Here is a 23,934-nt window from a genome sequence, read left to right as displayed (position 1 = left end):
CTCTCCCATGTCGGACCGTAAAGGTCCCCTAACCGTCCGGTGTCCGACGAATGGTTCATGACAGCGCCGCCCGGATCGCCGCCGCGGTCGAGGCCACGGCGGGCGGATGCAGGATGCCGTAGTGGCCGGCGGTGGTGGAGAGCTCCCGGACACCCCCGTGGAACCGGCCACGCCAGTACGGCGCCCAGTCCTGCGAACCGTGCGCGGACACCAGAAGTGCCGCCGCGGCGAGGTGGCCGGCCGCCCGGTATCCGGACAACGCGGCGGTCCGGGACACGAAGACGGCGTACCAGCGTTCGAGGTCGCTCAGCAGGGTTCCGGGCGGGGCCGGGCGATCGGCCAGATGGTCCGCGAGAACGGCGAGGTGCTGCGCCGCCGACAACCGGGGCAGGACGGGCGCCGGGCGGCCCAGGCCCCGCAGGACCTCCCCGGCGAACAGGGCCGCGAGGTCGTCCGCCGGATCCGGCCGCCACCGGTCCGTGCGGTACGGCGAGTCGATCAGCACCACCTGCGCGACCGTGCCGCCCTCCGCCTCCAGCCGCCGGGCGGTCTCGTACGCGACGATCCCGCCCCCGGCCCAGCCGATCAACCGGTACGGCCCGTCCGGCTGGCTGCGCCGGACGAGCTCCACGGTGCGGGCGACCACGGCGTCGAGGGAGCCCGGCGGGGCGGCCCCGGCGTACAGACCGTCCGCCTCGATCCCGTGGAGGCGGACGGCGCCGTCGAGGCCGCGGGCGAGGGCGGCGTACTCGTGCACCGTCCCGCCCACCGCGGGCAGGGCGAACGCGGACACCCGCCCGGTCGTGCCGAACGACACGACCGGGCCGCCCGCCCGCACCGCGCCCCCGCGAGGCACGCCCAGCCGGGCCGTCAGCGCCGCCCGTTGCGCCTCGCCGCCCATCGATCCCGTTCCTCCCGCGGGGCCGCCCCGGCACCTGGCCGGGGCGGCCGTAGCCATGTCAATCACCGTCAGCGGCCGCAGCTCACGACACGAGCTCGCGCAGGATCGCGGCCACCTCGTCGGCGCCGGGCGACTGCAGGAACGAGTAGTGGTCGCCCGCCACCGTCCGGTAGTCGGTGTCCGGCCCGAGCACGCCCCGCCAGTGCGGGGTGAAGTCGTACGACTGCTCCGCCGTGACGACCACCGTGCGGGCGGCCGCGGCCCGGGGCCGGTGCCCCGCGATCATCCGGGTCTGCTCGCGGAACACCGCGAACCGCCGCTCGATCTCCGCCCGTGCCGCCTCCGCGTCGCCGGTGCCGTGGGTGAGCCGGTCCGCCAGCCAGGTCAGCTGCTCGGCGGCGTCGCCCTCGGGCAGTTCGGTGGCCGCCGGGCCGAGCGCCCGCGCAGCGTCCACGACGAACTGGCGCGCGGCGGCGTCCTCGGACAGGCCGGTCAGGTCGGCCGGCTCGCTCGGGGAGTCGAGCAGCGCCACCAGCTCCACCTCGGCGCCCTCGCTCTCCAGCCGGCGGGCCATCTCGAGGGCCACCAGACCGCCCAGTGACCACCCGCCCAACCGGTACGGCCCCTCCGGCTGCTCGGCGCGGACCTGCGCGACGTACCGGGTGACCATCTCGCCGAGGTCCGCCGCGAACTCCCCGGGGCCGGCCGCGCTGATGCCGTACACCCGCAGCGTGTCGTCGAGCCGACCGGCCAGGCCGGCGTACGCGAAGACCGTGCCGCCGACCGCGTGGACCAGGAAGAGCGACCGGTCCGCCGGGCCGGCGTTCATCGCCACGACCGTGCTCGCCGAGGCGACCGGGTCCGACGCGACCGTTTCCGCGCCGGCGGCGGGCGCCTCCTCCAGCGCGTCGAGGTCGATCTCGTCGAGCCGGGTGTCCTCGAGGCCGTGCCGGTCCCGCAGCATCTCGGTGAGCTGGGCGGGGGTCGGGGCCAGGAAGATCGCCGAGACGTCCGAGTCGACGGCGAGCTCCTTGCGCAGCTGGGCGATGAGCTGCATGGCCTGCAGCGAGTTGCCGCCGAGGTCGAAGAAGCTGTCCTCGACGCCGACCCGGTCGCGCCGCAGCAGCGCCGCGAACATGTCCGCGAGCACCGCCTCGATCAGCGTGCGCGGGGCGACGTATCCGGCGTCGTGGCCGGAGTCCTCCGGCGCGGGCAGTGCGGCGCGGTCCACCTTGCCGTTGGCGTTGAGCGGGAACGCGTCCAGCACCACCAGGTGGGCGGGCACCATGAAGGCCGGCATCCGAGCGGCCATGTGCACGCGCAGGTCGGTCGGGTCGATCCCGGGCCGCTGCGCATCGCCGCGGACGTAGCCGACCAGCTGCTTCTGGCCGGCGGCGTCCTCGCGGACCAGCACCAGCGCCTGGGCGACGGACGGGTGCTCGGCCAGGACCGCCTCGATCTCCCCGAGCTCCACCCGCAGGCCGCGGATCTTCACCTGGTCGTCCGAGCGGCCCAGGTACTGCAGGTTGCCGTCGGGCAGGCGCCGGGCCACGTCCCCGGTCTTGTACAGCCGTGCCCCGGGCTGGGTGCCGAACGGGTCCCGGATGAACTTCTCCGCGGTCAGCTCCGGCCGGTTCAGGTAGCCGCGCGCCACCCCGGCGCCGCCCAGGTGCAGCTCACCGGGGACCCCGACCGGTACGGGATTGAGGTGCTTGTCGAGCACGTACGCGGTGTAGTTCGGCAACGGCAGCCCGATCGGCGGCGGGTCGAGCGGCGAATCGGCGTGGCACTCGGCCATCGTCGAGCCGACCGTGGTCTCGGTGGGGCCGTACCCGTTGATGAACCGCATGCCCGGCCGGGCCCACTTGCGGACCAGCGCCGAGGAGAACGCCTCCCCGCCGGCGATGACCACCCGCAGCGCCGGGAAGTCCTCGTCGGCGAGCAGGTTGAGCACCGCGGGCGGCAGGCACATGAACGTGATGCCCGCCCCGCGGATCAGCTCGGCGAGCCGCGGCGGGGACAGCAGGGTCTCGCTGCGGCCCAGCACCAGGGTGGCCCCCGAGAGCAGGGCACCGAACATGTCGAGCACGGACACGTCGAAGTTCAGCGAGGCGAACTGCAGCACCTTGTCGCCCGGCCCGAGCGGCCAGTGCTCGATCTCGCCGGTGGCGAAGTTGACCGCCTGCCGGTGCTCGACCACCACGCCCTTGGGACGGCCGGTCGATCCGGAGGTGTAGATGACGTACGCCGCGTTCGCCGGGCCGGCCAACGGCTCGAGGGGTCCGCCGTCGAGGGCCGACAGCTCCGCCCAGTCCCGGTCGAGCGAGACCACGGCCGTGCCCTGGACGGGCAGCGACGCCTCGCTCTCGTCGTCGGTGACGACCACCGGCATGTGGGCGTCCTCGACCATGAAGGCGAGTCGGTCCGCCGGGTACTGCGGGTCCAGCGGCACGTAGCCGCCGCCGGCCTTCAGGATGCCGAGGATGCCGGCGAGGCGGCGCACCGAGCGCTGGGTGCACACGCCGACCAGCACCTCCGGGCCGACGCCCAGCTCGCGCAGCCGCCGGGCGACGCGGTTGGCCTGGGCGTCGAGCTCCGCGTACGTGACCGTCTCGTCGTCGAGCCGCACCGCGATGCCGTCGGGGGTGGCCGCCGCCTGGGCCTCGAACTTGTCGTGCAGGCACCACGACGGGTAGTCCGCCCGCGTGGCGTTCCAGTCGTGGATCTCCTGCCGCAGCTCCTCCGGCGTGAGCAGGGGCAGCCGGGACAGCGGGCGGGCCGGGTCCGCCACGAGCCCCTCGAGCAAGGTACGGAAATGGCCCAGCATCCGGCGTACGGTCGCGGGGTCGAACAGGGCGGTGGCGTACGAGGCACCGACGACCAGGCGCCCCTCATCCTCCACGGTGGACACGAGCACGTCGAACTTCGCCGCGGTGCTCGGCAGCTCCTCGGTCTCCCACTGCACGCCGGCCACATCGAGGTCCCGGCGCTGGTTCTCGGCGAGCATGAAGCCCACCTGGAAGAGCGGGTGGCGGCTGGCGTCGCGGGGTGCCCGTACGGCCTCCACGATGGCCGCGAACGGCAGGTCCTGGTGGCCGTACGCGCCGACGGTGGCGGTCCGGATCCGCTGCAGGAGCTCGCCGAACGTGGGATCGCCGGAAAGGTCACCCCGCACCGGCAGGGTGTTCACCAGGTACCCGATGAGCGGCGCCAGCTCGGGCCGGGTGCGGTTGGCGCTGACCGTGCCGACGACGATGTCGTCCTGGCCGCTGTAGCGGTGCAGCAGCACGTGGAACGCGGACATCAGCGTGACGAACAGCGTCGTGCCCTCGCGCCGGCTGAGCGCCTTGAGCCCGTCCAGCACCTCCCCGGAGACCTCGATGGACTCGGCCGCGCCGTCGTACGTCTGCACCAGCGGCCGCGGCCGGTCGGTCGGCAGCTGCAGCACGGGTGCACCGGCGAGCGTGCTGCGCCAGTACTCCTGGAGTTCCTCCAGAGCCTGCCCGCGCAGGCGTTCCCGCTCCCACACGGCGTAGTCCGCGAACTGGATCGCCAGCTCGGGCAGCTGCGCCGGGCGGCCCGCGACCCGGGCCTCGTAGAGGGCGCTCAGCTCGCCCACCAGCACGCCGAACGACCAGCCGTCGAAGACCGTGTGGTGCACGGTGATGACCAGGACCTGCTGTTCCTCGGCGAGCTTGACGAGCAGCAACCGCAGCAGCGGGCCATGCTCGAGGGTGAAGGGCCGGGCGGCCTCCTGCCCGATCTCCTGCCGGTAGCGCTGCTCACGCTCCGGTTCCGCCAGCCCGCTCAGGTCGGTGACCGGGAGCTTGACCTCGGCCGGCTCGTCGATCACCTGCACCGCCCGGCCGTCGCGCGCGACCAGGCGGGTCCGCAACGACTCGTGCCGCCCGACGAGGGCCGTGACGGCGGCCTGCAGCGCGGCCGGGTCGAGCGGCCCGGTGAGCCGTACCGCCCCCGCGATGTTGTACGTCGCCAGGCCCGGAGCCAGCTGGTCGATGAACCACAGCTGCTCCTGCCCGAACGACAGCGGGACGTCCACGAGCCCCGGTGCGCGCCGGGGAATGCCCGCGACCGCCTGGTCGGCTCGGCCTCGGCGCAGGCGGGCCGCCAGGAGGGCCCGCTGAGTATCAGACAACATGCCGTGTCACCCAGTTCCTTGTCGTGGTTGTCAGTCGTTGACGGCCGACGTCGTGGCTGTCAGTCGGTGGCGGCCGACCCGGCGAGTGCCGGGGCCTGCGGGTCGGCGGGGCGGTCGGGGATCTCGGTGAGCCGGAAGACCGGCGAGAACAGCAGCCAGGCCAGCGGGGTCGCGACCCCGAGCACGCCGACCATCAGGGCGGTACGCGCGCCGGACAGCCCGGCGAGGGACCCGCCGGTGAACGCGCCCAGCGGCACAGTGCCGAACAGCAGCAGGCGGTAGCTGGCGTTCATCCGGCCGAGCAGCCGGTCGGGGGTCACCGACTGGCGCAGGGTCAGCGCGTTGACGTTGAAGACGGCCAGGTTGGCGCCGAGCACCGCCAGCGCGGCGCCGAGCACCACCAGCGAGACCGTTCCGGAGTCGCGCGGCAGCAGCAGGAACAGCGGTGCCACGCAGGCGAGCACAGTGGACCAGCGCAGCGCTCCACCGATCCCGAGTTTCGCCCGGAGCCGGTTCGCCGCGAGCGCACCGGCGAGGGCCCCCACCGAGCCGGCGCTCACCACCAGGCCCAGCGGGGTGGGCCCGATGCCGAGGACCCGCACCAGGTACACCAGCAGCACGGTCAGCACGACGTTCTGGAACAGGTTGAACGTCGCCGACTGGGTGGCCAGGTGCCGCAGCACGGGGTTGCCGAAGACCGCCCGCAGCCCCTCGGCGATCTGCGAGCGCATCGAGGTCCGCTCGCCGGGCTCGGCGGGCGTCGTCTCCTTCGTGCGGATCCGGCTCAGCGCCAGCGCCGAGACCAGGTACGACACCGCGTCGACGGCCAGGGCGATCGGCGCCGTCAGCACGCCGACCAGGAAGCCGGCCAGCCCCGGCCCGCCGATCCCGGCGACCGAGTAGCTGGCGGCGATCTTGCTGTTCGCGTCGCCGAGGTGCCGGCGCTCCACCAGCCCCGGCACGTACGACAGGATGCCGACGTCGAACAGCACGGTCAGCAGCCCGGCGCCGAACGCGACCGCGTACAGCCAGGGCATCGACAGCACGTGCAGCAGGCTCGCCACCGGGACCAGGCCGACCAGGACGGCCCGGCCCAGGTTGGCCGCGATCAGCGTGGGCCGCCGCCGGCGCCGGTCGAACCACACCCCGGCGAAGAGCGTCAGCAGTACGTACGGCGCGTACCGGGCCACGTTCAGCAGGCCCACCTCGAACGCGCCCGCGTGCAGCGTCAGGATCGCCACCAGCGGCAGGGCCAGATCGGTGACCTGGGAACCCATCAGCGAGACGGTCTCGCCGCCCCAGACCTTGACGAAATCCGGATTGCGCCAGACCGTCGCCGGCGCGGAGCTGTCGGTGCCCACCGGGAATCAGCCCCGGTCCGCGTCCGCGGCACCCACGCCGGCCAGCTCGGCCGGTACGGCGTGCAGCCCGAACTCCTCGTGCAGCACGGCGGCGGCACGGTCCACCTGGTCCACCTCGACGTGGCAGGAGAACCGTCCGGGCGTACTCGTGACCAGCTGGGGCCTGATGCCACCCCCCTCGAGCGCGGCGAGCATCCGGGAGCCGATCTCCGGCCGGTTGCCGACCGCCGGGCAGACGACGCTGACGCTGCCGAGGTCGTCGCGCACGTCGACGGCCACGCCCGCGTCCGCCAGCGCGGCGACGACGTCCGGGACCTCCGAGCCGGGCGCCGTGAACCGCAGCCGGCCGAGGTCCGGGATGATCGAGCCGACGGCGGCCCCGCGCCGCGCCAGCGCCCCGGACACCGTGGCCGGGGTCATGTCCCGCACGGTGTAGACCGGATCCCGGCGCCGGTGCGCCACGCCGGTGATCCTCGCCTGCTCGAACACTGTCGCTCCCCTTCGGATCCAGGTGCCTTCCGCCGCGGTGAACGTGGAACGCACGTGAATGTCGACCTCGTGGGCGGCGGCGAGTTCCACCGCCCGTGTCTGCAGAACCTGGGCGCCCGCGTCGGCGAGCTGGAGCATCTCCTCGTGCCCGAGGCAGTCCAGCTGCCGCGCCCCCGGCACCACCCGGGGATCCGCGGTGAAGACGCCGGTGACGTCGGTGAAGATGTCGCACTGCCGCAGCCCCAGCGCGGCGGCCAGCGCGATCGCGGAGGCGTCCGAGCCACCGCGGCCCAGGGTGGTGACGTCACCGGTGGCCGACGTGCCCTGATAGCCGGTGACCAGCACGATCAGGCCGTCGTCGAGCGCCTGCACCACCCGGGCCGGGTCCATCTGCCACAGCCGGGCGTTGCCGTACGCGTCGTCGGTGCGGAACCCCGCCTGCGCGCCGTTGAACGAGATCGCCCGCTCCCCCAGCTCGTGCACCGCCATCGCGGTCAGCGCGCAGGACACCACCTCGCCGATCGACAGCAGCGCGTCCAGCTCGCGCGACGGGGGCCGGCCGGTCATCTCGTACGCGAGCCGTACCAGGTCGTCGGTGGTGTCCCCCATGGCCGACAGCACCGCGACGGTCTGCGTACCGCGCCGCTTCGAGGCGACCAGGCGCCGGGCCACCGCCCGCAGCTTCTCCGGGTCGGCCACCGAGGAGCCGCCGAATTTCCACACGACCCGCTCGGGTACGGCCGGCGCGACAGCCGGTGCGACGGGCGCCGGCGCCAGCAGTGTGCTCACCGGGCCACCATCCGGTCGTGGACGAGCCCCACCCAGCTGGCGAAGAAGATCAGGCTGTGGCTGCGCCAGCGGTTCACCGGCTGCTCGAGGTCCACATTGGCCGGAGGCAGGACGTCGGTCAGTCCCGCGCCGACGTCCCGGCGGTACTCCTCGGCCAGCCGCCCGCCCGCGTACTCCGGGTGGCCGATGTGCATGACGACCTGGTGGTCGGCGGACTCGGCGATGACCGTGCCGGCTTCCGTGGACCGGGCCACCGCCCGCACGTGCGGACTGCGGTCCAGGGCGTCGTCGTCGAAGCCGGCGTACCGGCTGTGGGTCGACCAGAACCGGTCGTCGAGGACGGAGGCGATCGGCCCGTCGTCCACCAGCCGGTCGGTCTCGTACATCCCGGAGACCTTCGTCGGGTAGACCTCTTTCGGCACTCCGTACAGCAGGTGGGCCACGGCCAGCGCACCCCAGCAGAGGCCGAGCACGGGCGTGCCCTCGTCGGCGGTGCGCTGCACGACCGGGCCCAGCTCGGGCAGGAAGCGCACCTGCTCGTACGGCAGATGCTCGACCGCCGCGCCGGTGACGATCAGCGCGTCCAGCGGGGCGTCGGCGACCGCGTCGGCGTACCGGACGTACTGCCCGGCGATGTACGCGGGGTCGTCGAGCGAGAACTTGCGCTCGCCGAGCCGGATCCACACCGGCTCGAACGCACGCGCCGCCGCCAGCTGGGGCATCAGCCACCGCTCGTACTGCTCGGCGTGCGGCATCAGGTTGACGATGCCGATGCGCGGGAGGCGCTCCGGCGGGGCGGTGAGCAGGCCGGCGACCCGGTCGGCCACGGTCGCGGTCATCACGCCACCGCCACGAGGTCGTGCTCGACCGCCCGGGCCGCCGCGCGCATGATGGCGAGCGCCTCGTCGGCCGTCTCGGCGGGCAGGTTGAGCGCGGGCAGCAGCCGGACCACGCAGTCCTCGCGGCCGCCGATCTCGACGATCAGCCCCCGCCGTAGCGCCTCGCGCTGGAACCGGGACGCCACCTCGGAGGCCGCGACCGTGCCGCACGCGGACATCTCCATGCCGAGCATGAGGCCGCGACCCCGCACGTCGCTGATCAGCGCGGTGTCGACCTGCAGCTGCCGCAGCCCGGCCATCAGCTGCGCGCCCCGCTCGCGGACGTGAGCCAGCAGGTTGTCGCGGGCCACCACGTCGAGGTACGCGTTGGCGCTGGCGAAGGCCAGGTTGTTGCCGCGGAACGTGCCGATGTGGCTGCCCGGCGACCACCCGTCGAGCCGCTCGTTGAACATGATCACCGAGACCGGCAGGCCCATCCCGGACAGGCCCTTGGAGGCCACGATCACGTCCGGTTCGATGCCGTACTGCTCGAACGCGAACCATGTGCCCGTACGGCCGCAGCCGGTCTGCACCTCGTCGACGATCAGCGGGATGTCGAGCGCGCGGGCCAGCTCCGCGATCCGGCGGACGAACGCCACCGGCGCCGGGATCGACCCGCCCTCGCCCTGGACCAGCTCGAGGATGATCGCGGCCGGCGGCTGGATCCCGCCGTGCGTGTCGTTCAGCGCGTTCGCCAGGAACTCCGCGCAGTTCGTGGCGCAGGTGTCCGGGGTCAGGCTCAGCGGGCAGCGGTGGCAGTAGCCGTACGGCGCGAAGTGGATGCCGGGCAGCAGGTTGTGCAGGCCGGCCTTCGGCTGGACCTCCGAGGTCAGCGACATCGCCGCGTGCGTGGACCCGTGGTACGAGCCCTGGAACGCGACGACGGTGCCCCGGCCGGTGGCCTTCTTGCAGAGTTTCACCGCCGCCTCGACGCCGTCCGCGCCGGTCGGGCCGCAGAAGTGCATCTTCATCGAGCCGCGCATGGACTCCGGCAGCATGCCGAGCTGGCGGCGCTTGAACTCCTCCCGTACCGGGGTGGGCAGGTCCAGGCCGTGGGTCAGCTTGCCCAGCTGGGACTGCACCGCGGCGATCAGGTGGGGGTGGTTGTGGCCGAGCGCCAGCACCCCCGCCCCGCTGAGGAAGTCGATGTAGCGACGCCCGTCGACGTCGGTGATGTACGAGCCCTCCGCCTCACCGATCGCGACCGGCAGCCGGCGCGGATAGGTACGGGCGCTGGACTCCGTACGCGACTGGTGGTCCAGCAGTTCACGGCCGAGCGGTCCGGGTTCGGCCAGGTCGATGACCGCCTCGGCGGTCGCTTCCAAGGTCTGCATGTCGGATCTCCTCTATCGGGTCGCGGCGACGGCTGCCGCGCCCACCAGGTCGGCGGCGGCCGTCGCGGGCTCGGGTGCGGTCAGGCGCCGGCGGAGGCTGTCCACGATGGCCTGCGACCGCAGGGCGAGCAGGCTGAACGAGCCGGCGTCGCCGAGGCCGTGGGTGGTCTCGCAGAGCCCGTTGATGTAGATCGGCGGGGCGTCCCGGCCGGCCGTGCTGTTCTCCACGCGGTAGTCGAGGCCGACCGCGAGCCCGGCGTCCGGGTCGACGGCGAGCACGTCGGCGATCTCCCGCAGCAGCGGCGGCAGCTGTTCGGCGCGCCCGGACGTGCCCAGGTCGCGGTAGCCGGTGGCGAGCACCACCCGGTCCGCCGCGAGCTGCTCGCACTCGCCGGTGATGCGCTCGGTCAGGTCGAGGGTCACCCCGGCCTGGTCGTGGCGTACGCCGGTGATCAGCCGGTTGCCGCGCAGCGTCACCCGGCTCCGGCCGTCGAGCTCGTCCTCGTACATCCGCATGTAGAGCGCGTCGATGACGTCGCGGTCGGCGGCGGAGTAGTTGGTCGGGCGGAGCTGGTCCCGCAGGCGCCGCTTGCCCTCCTCGGAGGCCCGGTAGTAGTAGTCGACGAACTCCGGGAAGTAGACCTCCTCGGAGAACGGGCTGGTGTCCTTGAGCCGGTAGCCGTAGCCCGACATGACGTTGACGATCCGGGCGGCCGGGAACCGGTTGGTGAGGTCGAGGATCACCTCGATCGCGCTCTGGCTGGCGCCGACGACCGCGAGCGTCCCCGCCCAGTCGCGGTCCAGGTCCGCGACGGCCGGCAGGAACCGGGACGTGTGCGCGGCCTGCGGGAACGGCACGGTCTCGAACACCGCGGGCAGGTACGGGCTGCGCCCCGGCGCGACCACGACGGACCGGCCCAGGTAGCGGCGGCCCTCGGCGGTGACCACCTCGACCGGGCGGGCGCCGGTGCCGGCGTCGGCCCCGGCGAGCCGGATCGCGGTGACGTTCTGCCCGTAGTCCACGTCGGCCGGCACGGTCTCCGCGACCCACTTGACGTAGCGGGCGTACTCCTTGCGCAGCGGGTGGTGGCCGGGCAGGTTCAGGTGCTTGAACAGCCGGCCCTGCTCGTGCAGGTAGTTGACGAAGGTGTAGCGGCTGCGCGGGTTGCGCGGCGTGACCAGGTCACGCACCGGGTGGTTCTGGATGTCGGCGCCGTCGAGCATCATCGCCGGCTGCCAGGCCGGCGCGGGCTCACGCTCCACGAACTTGACCCGCGCGGCGGGCCACAGCTCGTCGAGTGCGACAGCGAGCGCGATGTTGGCCGGACCGAATCCGACACATAAGACGTCGTACACGAAAAGTCTCCCCCTGAGAATCGCCCCGACGGGCTCAGCCCGCCTCGTCGACGCGGTGGCCCCCTGCTTTCCATCGTCGGGAGGCGGCTGGAGCGCGTGCTGGACTGCCCGCTGGACTCGGCGTTGGAAGCCGGTCTGGACAGCGGGTCAGGAGCGGTTCAGGGGCGGTTCAGGGGGGTGGGGGTCAGCGCTTCCCGAGCGGGACCACGAGCACGGCCTCCGTGCCGCCGCCGGAGCGGTTGCGCAGCTCGATGCTGCCGCGCAGCTCGCCGGTCGCGAGCGCGCGGACGATCTGCAGGCCGAGGCGGCCGCTCGCGTCCGCCTTGAAGTTCTCCGGCAGGCCCCGGCCGTTGTCGGCGACCGTGACGTGCAGCTGCTTGCGGAAGCGGTGGGCCGAGACCACGACCTCGCCCGCCGGCGCCGGCGGGGTCATCGTGGGCTCGACCGGGGCGGCGTCCTCGGGCGGCGCCGGGAAGCCATGCTCGACGGCGTTGATGAGCAGCTCGTTGAGGACCATCACGAGCGAGGTGGCGATCTCCGCGGGCAGGACGCCGAAGGTGCCCTCGCGCCGCATCTTCACGGTGATCTCGGTGGCCGCCACCTCGGCCGCGGCGGTCGCCACCCGGTCCACGATCCCGTCGAACTCGACGGCCTCGTCGCTGGACATGGAGAGGGTCTCGTGCACCAGCGCGATGGACGCGACCCGGCGTACGGACTCCTGCAGCGCGTTCCTCGCCTCGGGGATGTCCACCCGGCGGGCCTGCAGCCGCAGCAGCGCGGCCACGGTCTGCAGGTTGTTCTTGACCCGGTGGTGGATCTCGCGGATCGTCGCGTCCTTGGTCATCAGCGCGCGGTCCCGTCGGCGGACCTCGGTGACGTCGCGGACCAGCACGAGCGCGCCGATCGGCACCCCGGCGGGCATCAGCGGCAGGGCGCGCATGAGCACGGTCGCGCCGCGCGCCTCGACCTCCTTGCGGGGCGGGGACTCGCCGCGCAGGGAGGAGAGGATGCGCTCGGCGGCGTCCGTACCCTCCAGCGGGTCGGCGGCGAGCCGGCTCGACAGCACCGACAGCTCCTCGCCGACGAGGTGGGCGTTGAAACCGAGGCGGCGGTACGCGGACTGCGCGTTCGGGCTCGCGTACGTGACCTTGCCGCTCGCGTCCAGCCGGATCAGCCCGTCCCCGACGCGCGGTGCGGACGTGGTCTCGCCGGGGTGCCGCGGGGGCGGGAACGTGCCGTCGGAGACCATCTGCGCCAGGTCGTCGGCGGTGGTGAGGTAGTTGAGCTCGAGCTGGCTGGGCGTCCGGGCGGTGGACAGGTTGGTGTCGCGCCCGATGACCCCGATGACCTCGATGTTCTCGTCCTCGCCGCGCAGCCGGACGGGGATGGCCTCGTGGCGGGCCGGGGTGTCGCCGTACCAGACCGGGTCGCCCTCACGCCAGATGCGCCCCTGCGTGTACGCGATGTCCAGGTGCGCCACCTCGGGACCACCGACGATCCGGCCCACCTGGTCGTCCTGGTACGCCGTCGGCGCGGTGGTCGGGCGCACCTGCGCGACGCACAGGAACGAGCGCGGCACGCCGGGCTCGGACCGCACCGGCACCCACAGCAGCAGGTCGGCGAAGGACAGGTCGGACAGCAGCTGCCAGTCGCCGGCGAGCCGGGTGAGGTGGTCGATGTCGACGGGGCCGAGGCCGGTGTGCTCTTCGGCGAGATCACGCAGGGTGGACACGGAACAAGCCTGCCATGCGTTGTCAGAGCGTCGCTGTGACCTTTTTCAAGCCGCGTGGCGCGTCGGGGTCCTCGCCGCGGGCCAGCGCCAGGGACAGCGCCAGCTTCTGCAGCGGCAGGATGTCGAGCAGGGGCGCGTACCGCTCGTCGACCTCGGGGACGGCGAGCCGCCCGGAGGCGCCGGGGATGTCGTGGGCGCCGACCGTGACCACGTCCGCGCGCCGCTCGCCCAGCCGGGTGACCACGTCGGCCATCGAGCCGCCGCCGGGCCCGCTGCCCACCACGGCCAGCACCGGCACGTCCGGGTCGGTCATCGCGAGCGGCCCGTGCAGCAGGTCGGCCCCGGAGAACGCGAGCGCCGGCAGGTACGAGGTCTCCATGAGCTTGAGCGCGGTCTCGCGCGCGGTCGGGTACGCGTACCCCCGGCCGGTCGTGACCATGCGCGAGGCGAAGCGGTAGCGCTGCGCCAGCTCCTCCGCCCCGCGCTCGGCGAGGGTGTCCTCGGCGAGCTGCGGAAGCTTGTCCAGCGCGGCCCGTTCGTCGGCCGGCAGCGTGCCGTCCCCGTTGCGGACTCCCTCGACGAGCAGCAGCAGCGCGAGCAGCTCGGCGGTGTACGTCTTCGTCGCGGCGACCGCGCGCTCGTGACCGGCGGACACGTCGACGGACAGCTCGGCGCTCTGGGCGAGCGGCGAAGCGGGGTTGTTGGTCACCGCCAGGGTGAGGGCGCCACTCTCCCGGGCGACTTTCAGCACCTCGGTGAGGTCGGGCGAGCCGCCGCTCTGGCTGACGCCGACGACGAGCGCGCCGGCGAGGTCGGGCCGGGCGCCGTAGAGGGTGATGGCGCTGGGCGACGCGAGACCGACCGGGATGCCGAGGCGGATCTCCGTGAGGTACGCGCCGTAGAGCGCGGCGTGGTCCGAGGTGCCCCGCCCGACGAAGACGACGTGCCTGGGGCGCTGCTCGGCGACCCGGGACGCCACGGCCGCGATGGCCGCCGCGGGTTCACCCTCGAGCAGCCGCGCGTATCCCGCCGGCTGCTCCGCGATGTCGGCCGCCATGCCCTGGCCTCGCTGCGTCACTGGACCTTCCCCCTCTGCGCACTACCGCTCGTACGGTGCGCAGTCTTGCACGTTTGAGCGCGCAATCGCAACGCATTGAGCACTACTGCGCAGCCGGACAGGACTGACATATCGAGGATCGTCGCCTAGGCTCGCGTGCGGTGGCACACGGCGTGCCACCACTCGCGTGGGGAACGGTGTCGTCGGCCGGGCCCGCGCGGCGAGGAAGGCGTGGCCATGGACGACTCCCGGCGCTCCGCGGACCGCGACCTCGAGCAGGCCCGCGCGGCCCTCGAACGCGGCGAGATGCACCACGCCGCCGACCACCTGGCCGGCGCGATCGCGCACGCGCCCACCCTGCCCGAGACGCACGAGCTGCTCGGCCGGCTCGCCGCGCGCGCCGACGGCGGCCTCGAGCTGTTCCCGCTGGAACAACACGCCTTCGTGGGTACGGTCGTGGCCCGTGCGCACCTGCTCGCCGCCGCCGGACGCCCCGAGGACGGGCTGCCCCTGCTAGCCGCAGCGAGCGGGCACACACCGGGCGTGGACTGGGCCGGGGTGCCGTGGGTCAGCGACCCGGAGCTCGCCGAGCGGCTCGAGCCGGGGCTGCTCGCCCGGATCGTCATGCAGCTGTGCACCGCGATCGGCGACCCCGCCCCCGAGGACGGGCGCCCGGCGCTGCAGCCGTACCTGACGCTCGTGCGCAACGCCGTCGCCGCGCACGCCGAACACGCGATGTTGCTGGGCGCCGGCTCCGCGCTGGCGCGCCGGCTCGGCGAGGTGGGGCAGGCGGTCGAATGGGCGGCGCTCGGAGCCCGGATGCGCCCCTCGAAGCTCGCGGAGATCTGGCTCGGGTACGCGTACCGCAGCGCCGGCCGCATCCCGGAGAGCCTCGCCGCCCTGCGCCGCGCGGTGATGTACGACCCCGACGACCTGTCGGTGTACGCCGACATCGCCGGCACCCTCGCCGACCACGGCCGCCTGGACGACGCCCTCGCCTGGATCGACCGCGCCCTGCTGAAGAACCCCGAGTATGACTGCGCGGTGCACACGGCGCACCGCCTGCGCTACCGGGCGGACGGCGACCTGGCGCACCTCGTCCGCCTCGCCGACTTCCAGCGCGACCACCCGGACGACTCGCACGAGCACGGCGACCTCGCCGAGTGCTGCGCCGACCAGCCGTGGCTCAGCCGGGTCCCGCCGGCGCCCGGCACGCCACCGGACCCCGCCCGGGAGCCGTTCGTCGCCGGCCGCCCCACGCCCGCCGCGGTCGAACGGCTGCACCGGGTGGCGCACCCGCTCTGGCCGCATCCGCCGGCCGCGTACGACGCCGCGCTCGGGCTCGTCCTGGTCGAGGTGGAGGACCTGCTGGCGCTGATCGCCACCCCGCCGTCGGCGCCGGACGACGAAACGGGCCGCGCCCTGGCCGCCCACGACCCGGCGCTGTGGCACCGCTGCGCGACGGTGTGGGCCTGCCTCGGCCTGCTGCACCATCGCACCGACGAGCCCTGGGCCGGGTCGGACCGCCGCCGGCTGCTGACCGAGCTGGCCACCGGCGGCCTGGATCGCATCACCGAGGCGGCGCTGTTCGCGCTGGTCACGTACGCGTGGGTGGATCCGGCGGCGCGCCGGGACGTGGCGGAGCTGGTGACCCGCCGCCTGGACGAGGCGGCGAGCACGGCGGTGGCGTGGTCCGTGGCGCACCTGGCCCTGTCGACGCCGGAGCTCGCCCCCGAGGTGCGCGACCGCGCCGCCGCGATCGTCCGGGCCGAGGAGACGTACGACGTCCCGCTCGTCCCCCACCAGCGGGTACGCCGCCGCGGCGGGCGCCTGCGCCGGTGGCTGCCGGGACGCTGACCTACTCGATGACGGCGATCAGGTCGCCCTCCTGGACGACGTCGCCCTCGTTGACCGCGAGCTGAGCGAGGACCCCGTCGGTCTCGGCCAGCACCGGGATCTCCATCTTCATCGACTCGAGGATCACCAGCGTGTCGCCCTCGGTGACGTCGGCGCCGGCTGCGGCCACGACCTTCCACACGTTGGCCACCATCTCGGCACGGATCTCGTCGGCCATGGTGCTCCTCCTCATCGAGGTTCTCAGGTGACGGTATCCAATCACGGGTCGCCCACGGGGGCATACGGGACGTGCCGCCGGGCCGTCTACGATCGGCGGGTTGGACGTACCCGCGGCCGTCGCCGCCGGGAGACCGCACCGCCCGCCCCGCGCGGCCGGAGGACGAGGAGAACGACATGGCCAAGAAGGCCCGCAAGAAGAAGGCCCGGAAGAAGAGCAGCGCGAACCACGGCAAGCGCCCCAACTCCTGAGCCGTGGCAGACGAAAGGCCCGCAGCGTGAGCTGCGGGCCTTTCTTCGTCGTGCCGGACGACCTAAGCCAGGTACTCCCGGCTCTCGGCGTCGACGGCGTACTCGCTGAGCTTGGTCCGGAGCCGCTCGCGCAGCTCCTGGGGGGCGGTCTCGTCGCCGCAGCAGCGGGCCACGAGCGCCTTCACCTCGTGCTCGATGCCGTACTCGCGCAGGCAGTGCGAGCAGTCGTCGAGGTGCTGCTTGATCAGCGTGCGCCGCTCGTCGCTGCACTCCAGGTCGAGGTACAGGTACACCTCGCTGATCACGACGGAGCAGTCGGTCTTGTGGTCATCGTCGCTCACGTCGCTCACGCCTCCTGTGCGGCCGGAGCGCCGGACGTGCGCGTGATGCCCCGGTCCACCGCGTACTGCTCGAGCAGCTTGCGCAGGTTGCGCCGGCCGCGGTGCAGGCGGGACATGACGGTGCCGATCGGCGTACCCATGATGTCGGCGATCTCCTTGTACGAGAAACCCTCGACATCGGCGAGGTAGACGGCCAGCCGGAATTCCTCCGGGAGCTGCTGCAGCGCGTCCTTGACGTCGCTGTCGGGCAGCCGGTCCAGCGCCTCGGTCTCGGCCGAGCGCAGGCCGGCGGACGTGTGCGACTCGCTCGCCGCGAGCTGCCAGTCCGAGATCTCCTCGGTCGGCGCCTGCACGGGCTGCCGCTGCTTACGCCGGTACGAGTTGATGTACGTGTTCGTCAGGATGCGGTACAGCCAGGCCTTGAGGTTGGTGCCCTCCTCGAACTGGTGGAACGCGGAGAACGCCTTGAGGAACGTCTCCTGCACCAGGTCCTCGGCGTCGGCCGGGTTCCGCGTCATCCGCAGTCCCGCCGCGTACAGCTGATCGACGAACGGCAGCGCGTCCCGCTCGAAGCGCGCACGGCGCTCGTCGGTCCGCTCGCTGCGTCCGGTTCGTTCCAGTCGTTCCGTTGGCCGCTCTGTTGGCGTCACCCGCACGTCTCCCCTCGACCGCCCCGCCGAGGATACGGGTAGTGCCCCGTCCGCAGATTCAAAAACCGCGGGTGTGCTGACACTCACCGATGGTGTGAGGGCCGCCGGCGACACCGCGGGCCATTCCGGGGAGTGCAGGAGCTCCTGCATCTTCCTGGCCTGCGTGCCGTCGCGTTCGACGAATCCGATTCCGGCTTGCACCTCAAGTGCCCCTTCCGATGTACAGCCTTCGCAGGTGGTGTAACGGATTGGCACATGTCCGCATTCCGACTTACCGGGTCCAGCCGTGGCGGCGCAACCAGCCGACGGCGATCTCCGCGGTCCCCGGCAGGTCGCGACGTAGGTCGTGGACGGCTCCGGGGCGTACGGCAACCTCGACGCTTCCGCGCGCCTCGGGCACCCCGAACGGGTCGCGGTCGCCGTTGACGACCAGCACCGGCAGGTCCGCGGGCAGCTCGTCGGCGCGGCTGCGGTCGGGCTTGCCCGGCGGGTGCAGCGGGAACGCCAGCGCGAGCACCCCCGCGGCGCCGAGCGCGTGCGCCGTCCGGCAGGCGACGCGGGCCCCGCTGGAGCGCCCGCCCACGATCAGCGGGAGCCCTTCTTCACGGATCCCGGCGACCACGGTGGTCCACGCCTCGTCGAGGTGTCCGGCGGGTGCGGGGGCGCGGCGGCCCGCCACCCGGTAGGGCTGGGTGACCAGCGCCACCCGTACGCCCGCGGCGACGGCGGCGTCGTGCACGGCGGTCAGGTCGGGCGCGTCGACGTCCCCGCCGGCGCCGTGGCCCAGCACGAGCAGGGCTGCGGGGGCGGTGGAGGGCTCGGTGACCTGCATGCGGGCGGGGCCGCGCGGCGTGTCGATCTCGTGGCTGGGCACGGACCCATGATGACCGGCCCGCGGGTCTTCCGGGCACGGATGAGCCGGCCGGCGCGGGTGCGCCGACCGGCTCGGGTGCTGCGGCCTACCGGCTGGCCGGCTCGAGGGTCAACAGGCGGCGGTCCTCCTCGTCAGGCCCGTCGTCGACCGGATCGCCGTTGGGCTGGACCCGCTCGCGCCAGGCGATCAGCATCGCGCGGCGCTCGCGGGGCGTGGTGCCGCCCCAGACCCCGTGGCAGTCGCCGACCTGCAGCGCCCAGGCCAGGCACGGCCCCTGGACGTCGCAGGCTCCGCAGAGCGCGACAGCGCTCTCGGAGGGCTCGTTCGGAGCCGGGAAAAAGGTTTCCGGATCGACCGTGCGGCAGGCGCCGCGGGTGCGCCAGGCTTCGTCGGACCGGCGTTCCGCGATGGCTTCCAGGAGCCTCGGGTCACGCCGTGCAATGGCAACTTCGTGTGGACGCGGCATACGAGCGCGTGTCATCAGCCCACCTCCCCCGTGGGTACCGGTAGAGCCGTGGCGACGCAGTCCGCACCGTGCGTACCGTCACCACACCGGCGCTGGTTTCTATCGCACGGAGGAAGATCAGAACAAGGGTCTTATCTATCTCGCAACAAAGTTGGCAGTGGAAAAGCCGAACCTATGCGGGCAAAGCGGCACGCCAATATCCGGTGACACGGCAATTCGGACACCGCTTCCGGCCGCATTGCGGGATCCGGAACCGGTCAGAACAGCGTTCCCTCCAGCTCTGCGGGGGCCGCGGCGGGCGTGACCAGCTCCGGTCCGTCGTTGCGCACGTTGCCCACCCCGGGCCCCACCGGGCGCACCTCGATCGCGGCCAGCTCGCGCTCGGGCAACGGGCGCAGCAGCTCGTCGGCGTCGCCCCCGCCCGCGAGCCAGGCCGGCCAGCGCTCGGCCGGCAGGATCAGCGGCATCCGGTCGTGCACGGCCCGCAGGCCGCCCAGCGCGGCGGTGGTCAGCACGCTGCAGGTCAGCGCCTCGCCCCGCCACATCGTCCAGATGCCCGCGAACGCGAGCACGGAGGAGTCGAGCGGGGTCATGTAATACGCCTGTCGCTGCTTGCCCGTGCGGACCCACTCGTACCAGCCGTCCGCCGGGACCAGGCAGCGGCGGCGCTGGAAGGAGGGCGCGAACGCCGGCGACTGCGCGACGGTCTCGGCCCGGGCGTTGATCATGCGGGACCCGGCGCGCAGGTCCTTGGCCCACGGCGGCACCAGGCCCCAGCGGGCGGTGTCGACGACCCGCGCGTCGTGGCGCTCGGACATGCGGATCAGCGGCACCGGATCGGTCGGTGCGACATTCCAGCTCGCGGCCGGCGCCTCGGCGATCGCGACAGCGTCGAAGAGCTCGCCGAGATCGGCCTCGCTCTTCGTCGTCGCGTAGCGCCCGCACATGCGCCAGACCCTACGCCGCGCGCCGTCCGCCCGCTGACCCGCGGCGGATGCGGCACGCCCTTCGAGCGTTGTCGTACCCGGACGGCAGAATGGGCGCCGTGACAGCAGAAGCCCGCCCCTGGACAGCGCCGGTCGCCTCGGGTCCCGTGACCGCCACCGTGCGGCTGCCCGGGTCGAAGTCGATGACCGCGCGCGCCCTGGTGCTCAGCGCACTCGCCGACGGGCCGTCCGAGATCCGCCTCCCGCTGCGCGCCCGCGACACCACGCTGATGGCGGCCGGGCTGCGGGCGCTGGGGGTCGCGATCGACACGTCGTCCGACGACACGTGGACGGTCGAGCCGGGTCCGTTGCGCGGGCCGGCCACGGTGGACGTCGGCCTGGCCGGCACGATCATGCGGTTCGCGCCCCCGGTCGCGGCGCTGGCCGACGGCACGGTGACGTTCGACGGCGACCCGCACGCGCGCAACCGCCCGCTGCGGCCGATCGTCGACGCGCTGCGCGCCCTCGGGGTCGTCGTCGACTCCTCGCCCTCCGGCGGGCTGCCCCTTGTCGTGCACGGCACCGGCATGGTGGAGGGCGGCGAGGCAGTCATCGACGCCTCCGGCTCGAGCCAGTTCGTCTCGGGTCTGCTGCTGTCCGCGCCGCGCTTCGGCAAAGGGCTGGTGCTGCGGCACGAGGGCCCGCCCGTGCCGTCCGCGCCGCACCTGCGGATGACCACTCACATGCTGCGCGCCGCCGGAGCGGTGGTGGACGAGAGCGTGCCGGACGTGTGGGCCGTCGAGCCCGGCCCGCTGCGCGGGCACACCTGGGAGATCGAGCCGGACCTGTCCGGCGCCGCGCCGTTCTTCGCGGCCGCCATGGTCACCGGCGGCGCCGTCACGCTCGCCGGGTGGCCGCGCGACAGTTGGCAGCCGGTCGGCACCCTGACCGAGCTGCTCACCGCGCTGGGCGCGCAGGTGAGCCAGGGCGAGGAAGGGCTGACCGTGCGGGGCACCGGCGAGCTGTGCGGCATCGACGCCGACCTGTCCGAGGTCAGCGAGCTCACCCCGGTCGTCGCCGCGCTCGCCGCGCTGGCCGGCTCGCCGTCGTCGCTGCGCGGCGTCGCGCACATCCGGGGGCACGAGACCGACCGCATCGCCGCGCTCGCCCACGAGCTCGGCAAGGCCGGCGCCGGCATCGTCGAGCACCCCGACGGGCTGGACATCACCCCCGGCCCGCTGCGGCCGGCCACCTTCGAGACCTATGCGGACCATCGGATGGCCCACGCCGCGGCGGTGATCGGCCTGGCCTCCCGGGGTACGGAGCTGACCGACGTAGCGTGTACGTCGAAGACGCTGCCCGAGTTCCCCGAGCTCTGGGCCGGCCTCGTGACAGGGAGCTGAAGCTGCCGCCGCGCAAACGGGAGTACGACGAGGACGACGTCCGGATCCGTCCGGGCCGGTCGTCGCGCCCGCGTACCCGCACCCGCCCCAAGCACGAGGACGCCGTCGACGCGCTCGTGATCACCGTTGACCGCGGCCGCTACGGCTGTGTCCGGGAGGACGCGGACAGCGAGGACGAGATCATCACCGCGATGCGCGCCCGTGAGCTCGGCCGCAAGTCCGTCGTCGTGGGCGACCGGGTGGCGCTGGTCGGCGACGTCTCCGGGGACGCGGGCGCGCTCGCCCGCATCGTGCGCATCTCCGAGCGCACGTCGGTGCTGCGCCGTACGGCCGACGACGACGACACCACGCCGGAGGGGCGCCTCGAGCGGGTCGTCGTGGCCAACGCCGACCAGCTCGTGATCGTCAGCGCGCTGGCCGACCCGCCGCCGCGCACGGGCTTCATCGACCGGTGCCTGGTGGCCGCGTACGACGCCGACGTCGAGCCGCTGCTCTGCCTCACCAAGGCCGACCTGGCCGGCCCCGAGCAGGTGCTCGACTACTACGCCGAGCTGGACCTGCCGTACGTGCTGGTGCAGCCGGAGAGCGACCTCGCCGAGCTGCGCGAGCACCTCGCAGGGCGCATCTCGGTGCTGGTCGGGCACTCCGGCGTCGGCAAATCCACGCTGGTCAACCGGCTCGTGCCGGACGCGCTGCGGGCGGTCGGCGTGGTCAGCGCCGTGGGCAAGGGGCGGCACACCTCGACCAGCGCGGTGGCGCTGCGGCTGCCCCGGGTCCGCAGGAAGGGCGATCCGGGCTGGATCGTCGACACGCCGGGCATCCGCAGCTTCGGGCTCGCCCATGTGAGCGCGGAGAGCCTGCTGCACGGCTTCCCCGACCTGGTCGAGGGCACGGTGGACTGCCCGCCCAACTGCGGTCACACGGCCGCCGACGTGAACTGCGCCCTGGACGCGTGGGTGGCGTCCGGCAAGGCGGATCAGCGCCGGCTGGCCTCGTACCGCCGGCTCCTGAGCAGCCGCGCCGGCGACCTGGACCCGCGCGACCACATCGAGTGACCCCGCGCGGGGCGGGCGGTGCGCCCGACCCCGTTGCGAGCGATCGGCTAGCGTGCCCGCATGGCTTCGTACGCCGACGACCTCGCGCTCGCCCACCTGCTGGCCGACACCGCCGACTCGATCTCCATGGCGCGGTTCCGGGCGCTGGACCTGCACGTGCAGTCCAAGCCCGACCTGACCCCGGTCTCCGACGCCGACACCGCCGTCGAGCAGGCGATCCGCTCGACGCTGGCGCGGGCCCGGCCCCGCGACGGCGTGATCGGCGAGGAGTTCGGCAGTTCGACCGCGCCGGCCGGGCAGGGTAACCGGCACTGGGTGATCGACCCGATCGACGGCACGAAGAACTTCATCCGCGGCGTGCCGATCTGGGGCACGCTGATCGCGCTCATGGAGGGCGAGCGGCCGGTCGCCGGGCTGGTGTCCGCGCCCGCGCTGGGCCGCCGCTGGTGGGGTGCGCTGGGGCACGGCGCGTACGCGGGCAAGCACCAGCGGGCCGCCACCAAGATCTCCGTGTCCGGGGTCCGGCGGCTGTCCGACGCGAGCCTGGCGTACGCGAGCCTGCCCGACTGGGAGAAGGCCGGCTACCTCGAGCCGATGCTGGATCTGATGCGTGACACCTGGCGGTCCCGGGGCTACGGCGACTTCTACGGCTACATGCTGCTCGCCGAGGGCGCGGTGGACGCGATGGTCTACCCCAACCTCTCGCTCTGGGACGTGGCGGCGCTGATCCCGATCGTGCTCGAGGCGGGGGGCTCCTTCACCGACCTGGCGGGGCAGCGCGCGCCGGGCGACGGCAGCGCCATCGCTACCAACGGTCACCTCCACGAGGAGATCCTCGGTCGGCTGGCGCGCGGGCGGGCCTGACGCACCGTTCGTCCTCCGGGGTACTCCGCGGCTGGTCTATCCTCGCCGAGTGATGTCCGCGGGCTGGGTCTACCTGGCAGCCATGATCGGCGCGTACGGGGTGGCGAACCTGCTGCAGTCGGTGGCGGCGGCGCGGACGAGCGTGCACCACACCTTCGATCCGCAGCTGCTGGTGCGCCTGGCCTGTCACCGTACGTATCTGTTCGGGGTCGTCTGTCAGGTCCTGGGCTTCGTGCTGGCGTTCCTCGCCCGCAAGGATCTGCCGTTGTTCCTGGTGCAGGCCAGCGTAGCGGCGGGGCTCGGCGTCACCGCCCTGCTGGGCGTCATCGTGCTGAAGTGGGCGCTGCCCGTCGCCGAGCTGGCGCTGCTCACGCTGCTGCTGGTCGGCATCACCGCGCTGGTGGTGTCGGCGCAGCCGGCGCCGTCACGGCCGCTGGGCATGACCGGCGTGGTCGGGCTGACGGTCGCGCTCGCGGTGATCGGCCTGCTCGGTTTCTTCGCGGTGCGCCTGCACGGCGCCACCGGCTCGGTCGTGCTGGGTTCGCTGGCCGGCATCGCCTTCTCGGCGGCGGCCATCGCCGCGCGCCCGCTGGCGAACGAGCACTCCGCCTCCGGCTTCCTGACGAACCCGCTGCTCTACCTCCTGATCGCGCATTCGGTGGTCGGTCAGCTCCAGCTGGGCCTGGCCATGCAGCGCGGCTCGACCACGTCCGCGGTCGCCGCGATGGACGCCGCCGGGGCGGTGCCCGCGGCGATCGTGGGGCTGCTGCTGCTCGGCGACCGGATCCATCCGGGGCGTGAGTGGCTCGCGGCGGTCGGCTTCGTGGTCACGCTCGGTTCGGTCATCGCGATGACCCGCTACGCCGAGCCGCAGCACCACCACGCGACGACCAGGGCCGCGAGCGGGCGACGGGCGGAGGGGGCACCCCTGCGCCCGGCCGCTCGATGAGATGTGCATGAGCGGCGGCCGGCGG

The 23,934-nt window shown here is 73.4% G+C and carries 21 protein-coding genes; 6 read left to right on the top strand and 15 right to left on the bottom strand.

Going from position 1 to position 23,934, the window contains the following annotated elements; all coding sequences use genetic code 11:
* Positions 1-55 precede the first annotated feature (55 nt).
* The 9 genes from IT780_RS11995 to IT780_RS11955 form a co-directional block, all read right to left on the bottom strand.
* The gene (locus IT780_RS11995; RefSeq protein ID WP_199511576.1) at positions 56-958 is read right to left on the bottom strand and encodes a thioesterase domain-containing protein; all 903 of its coding nucleotides are present in this window, start codon (positions 956-958) and stop codon (positions 56-58) included.
* A gap of 25 nt (positions 959-983) precedes the next feature.
* Positions 984-5,060, bottom strand: a complete 4,077-nt coding sequence (locus tag IT780_RS11990; RefSeq protein WP_199511575.1) for a non-ribosomal peptide synthetase — start codon at positions 5,058-5,060, stop codon at positions 984-986.
* 59 nt (positions 5,061-5,119) lie between these two features.
* Positions 5,120-6,421 carry an MFS transporter gene (locus IT780_RS11985; protein WP_199511574.1) on the bottom strand — a complete coding sequence of 434 codons (1,302 nt, stop codon included), beginning with the start codon at positions 6,419-6,421 and terminating at the stop codon, positions 5,120-5,122.
* A 6-nt stretch (positions 6,422-6,427) separates the two neighbouring features.
* The gene (locus tag IT780_RS11980) at positions 6,428-7,699 is read right to left on the bottom strand and encodes an aspartate kinase (RefSeq protein ID WP_199511573.1); all 1,272 of its coding nucleotides are present in this window, start codon (positions 7,697-7,699) and stop codon (positions 6,428-6,430) included.
* Positions 7,696-8,538 carry a homoserine O-acetyltransferase/O-succinyltransferase family protein gene (locus IT780_RS11975; protein ID WP_199511572.1) on the bottom strand — a complete coding sequence of 281 codons (843 nt, stop codon included), beginning with the start codon at positions 8,536-8,538 and terminating at the stop codon, positions 7,696-7,698. The genes IT780_RS11980 and IT780_RS11975 overlap by 4 nt, the downstream gene beginning before the upstream one ends.
* The gene (locus IT780_RS11970; protein WP_199511571.1) at positions 8,538-9,911 is read right to left on the bottom strand and encodes an aspartate aminotransferase family protein; all 1,374 of its coding nucleotides are present in this window, start codon (positions 9,909-9,911) and stop codon (positions 8,538-8,540) included. Before IT780_RS11970 ends, IT780_RS11975 begins: the two co-directional genes overlap by 1 nt.
* 12 nt (positions 9,912-9,923) lie before the next feature.
* The gene (locus tag IT780_RS11965; RefSeq protein ID WP_199511570.1) at positions 9,924-11,267 is read right to left on the bottom strand and encodes a lysine N(6)-hydroxylase/L-ornithine N(5)-oxygenase family protein; all 1,344 of its coding nucleotides are present in this window, start codon (positions 11,265-11,267) and stop codon (positions 9,924-9,926) included.
* A 184-nt stretch (positions 11,268-11,451) separates the two neighbouring features.
* Positions 11,452-12,999, bottom strand: a complete 1,548-nt coding sequence (locus tag IT780_RS11960; protein WP_199511569.1) for a sensor histidine kinase — start codon at positions 12,997-12,999, stop codon at positions 11,452-11,454.
* Between the two features lie 22 nt (positions 13,000-13,021).
* Positions 13,022-14,056, bottom strand: a complete 1,035-nt coding sequence (locus IT780_RS11955) for an SIS domain-containing protein (protein WP_199511926.1) — start codon at positions 14,054-14,056, stop codon at positions 13,022-13,024.
* A 231-nt stretch (positions 14,057-14,287) separates the two neighbouring features.
* Here IT780_RS11955 and IT780_RS11950 point away from each other — a divergent pair, with 231 nt between their 5' ends.
* A complete protein-coding gene (locus IT780_RS11950; protein ID WP_423438897.1) occupies positions 14,288-15,913 on the top strand; it encodes a tetratricopeptide repeat protein in 1,626 nt (541 codons plus the stop codon).
* A gap of 1 nt (position 15,914) precedes the next feature.
* On the opposite strand, the gene IT780_RS11945 is transcribed toward IT780_RS11950, so the two are convergent.
* Positions 15,915-16,130: a biotin/lipoyl-binding carrier protein gene (locus IT780_RS11945; protein ID WP_199511567.1), complete on the bottom strand. Its 216-nt coding sequence runs from the start codon at positions 16,128-16,130 to the stop codon at positions 15,915-15,917.
* A gap of 176 nt (positions 16,131-16,306) precedes the next feature.
* Between IT780_RS11945 and IT780_RS43440 the strand changes: the two genes are divergently transcribed.
* Positions 16,307-16,381, top strand: coding sequence for a 50S ribosomal protein bL37 (locus IT780_RS43440; protein ID WP_369752275.1), 75 nt, complete (start codon positions 16,307-16,309; stop codon positions 16,379-16,381).
* A 62-nt stretch (positions 16,382-16,443) separates the two neighbouring features.
* Here IT780_RS43440 and rsrA read toward each other — a convergent pair whose 3' ends face one another.
* The 5 genes from rsrA to IT780_RS11915 form a co-directional block, all read right to left on the bottom strand.
* Positions 16,444-16,722 carry a mycothiol system anti-sigma-R factor gene (gene rsrA, locus IT780_RS11935; protein WP_199511565.1) on the bottom strand — a complete coding sequence of 93 codons (279 nt, stop codon included), beginning with the start codon at positions 16,720-16,722 and terminating at the stop codon, positions 16,444-16,446.
* Between the two features lie 5 nt (positions 16,723-16,727).
* The gene (locus IT780_RS11930) at positions 16,728-17,522 is read right to left on the bottom strand and encodes a sigma-70 family RNA polymerase sigma factor (RefSeq protein ID WP_307831175.1); all 795 of its coding nucleotides are present in this window, start codon (positions 17,520-17,522) and stop codon (positions 16,728-16,730) included.
* A 121-nt stretch (positions 17,523-17,643) separates the two neighbouring features.
* On the bottom strand, positions 17,644-18,204 hold the full coding sequence (locus IT780_RS11925; RefSeq protein ID WP_199511924.1) for an alpha/beta hydrolase family protein: 561 nt from the start codon (positions 18,202-18,204) through the stop codon (positions 17,644-17,646).
* A gap of 127 nt (positions 18,205-18,331) precedes the next feature.
* Positions 18,332-18,727: a WhiB family transcriptional regulator gene (locus IT780_RS11920; RefSeq protein ID WP_199511564.1), complete on the bottom strand. Its 396-nt coding sequence runs from the start codon at positions 18,725-18,727 to the stop codon at positions 18,332-18,334.
* A gap of 242 nt (positions 18,728-18,969) precedes the next feature.
* A complete protein-coding gene (locus IT780_RS11915; RefSeq protein WP_199511563.1) occupies positions 18,970-19,659 on the bottom strand; it encodes an SOS response-associated peptidase in 690 nt (229 codons plus the stop codon).
* A gap of 89 nt (positions 19,660-19,748) precedes the next feature.
* Here IT780_RS11915 and aroA point away from each other — a divergent pair, with 89 nt between their 5' ends.
* The 4 genes from aroA (at position 19,749) to IT780_RS11895 (ending at position 23,909) form a co-directional block, all read left to right on the top strand.
* On the top strand, positions 19,749-21,041 hold the full coding sequence (gene aroA, locus IT780_RS11910; RefSeq protein WP_199511562.1) for a 3-phosphoshikimate 1-carboxyvinyltransferase: 1,293 nt from the start codon (positions 19,749-19,751) through the stop codon (positions 21,039-21,041).
* 2 nt (positions 21,042-21,043) lie between these two features.
* The gene (gene rsgA / locus IT780_RS11905) at positions 21,044-22,096 is read left to right on the top strand and encodes a ribosome small subunit-dependent GTPase A (protein ID WP_372443690.1); all 1,053 of its coding nucleotides are present in this window, start codon (positions 21,044-21,046) and stop codon (positions 22,094-22,096) included.
* A gap of 60 nt (positions 22,097-22,156) precedes the next feature.
* Positions 22,157-22,960, top strand: a complete 804-nt coding sequence (gene hisN, locus IT780_RS11900) for a histidinol-phosphatase (RefSeq protein ID WP_199511561.1) — start codon at positions 22,157-22,159, stop codon at positions 22,958-22,960.
* Positions 22,961-23,042: 82 nt separating this feature from the next.
* Entirely contained in the window at positions 23,043-23,909 is an 867-nt protein-coding gene (locus IT780_RS11895) for a hypothetical protein (RefSeq protein ID WP_199511922.1), read from the top strand.
* Positions 23,910-23,934: the final 25 nt, after the last annotated feature.

The sequence above is a fragment of the Nucisporomicrobium flavum genome (genome assembly GCF_016464385.1).
Lineage (GTDB): Bacteria > Actinomycetota > Actinomycetes > Mycobacteriales > Micromonosporaceae > Actinoplanes > Actinoplanes flavus_A.
This window is presented reverse-complemented; position numbering and strand designations above follow the sequence as displayed.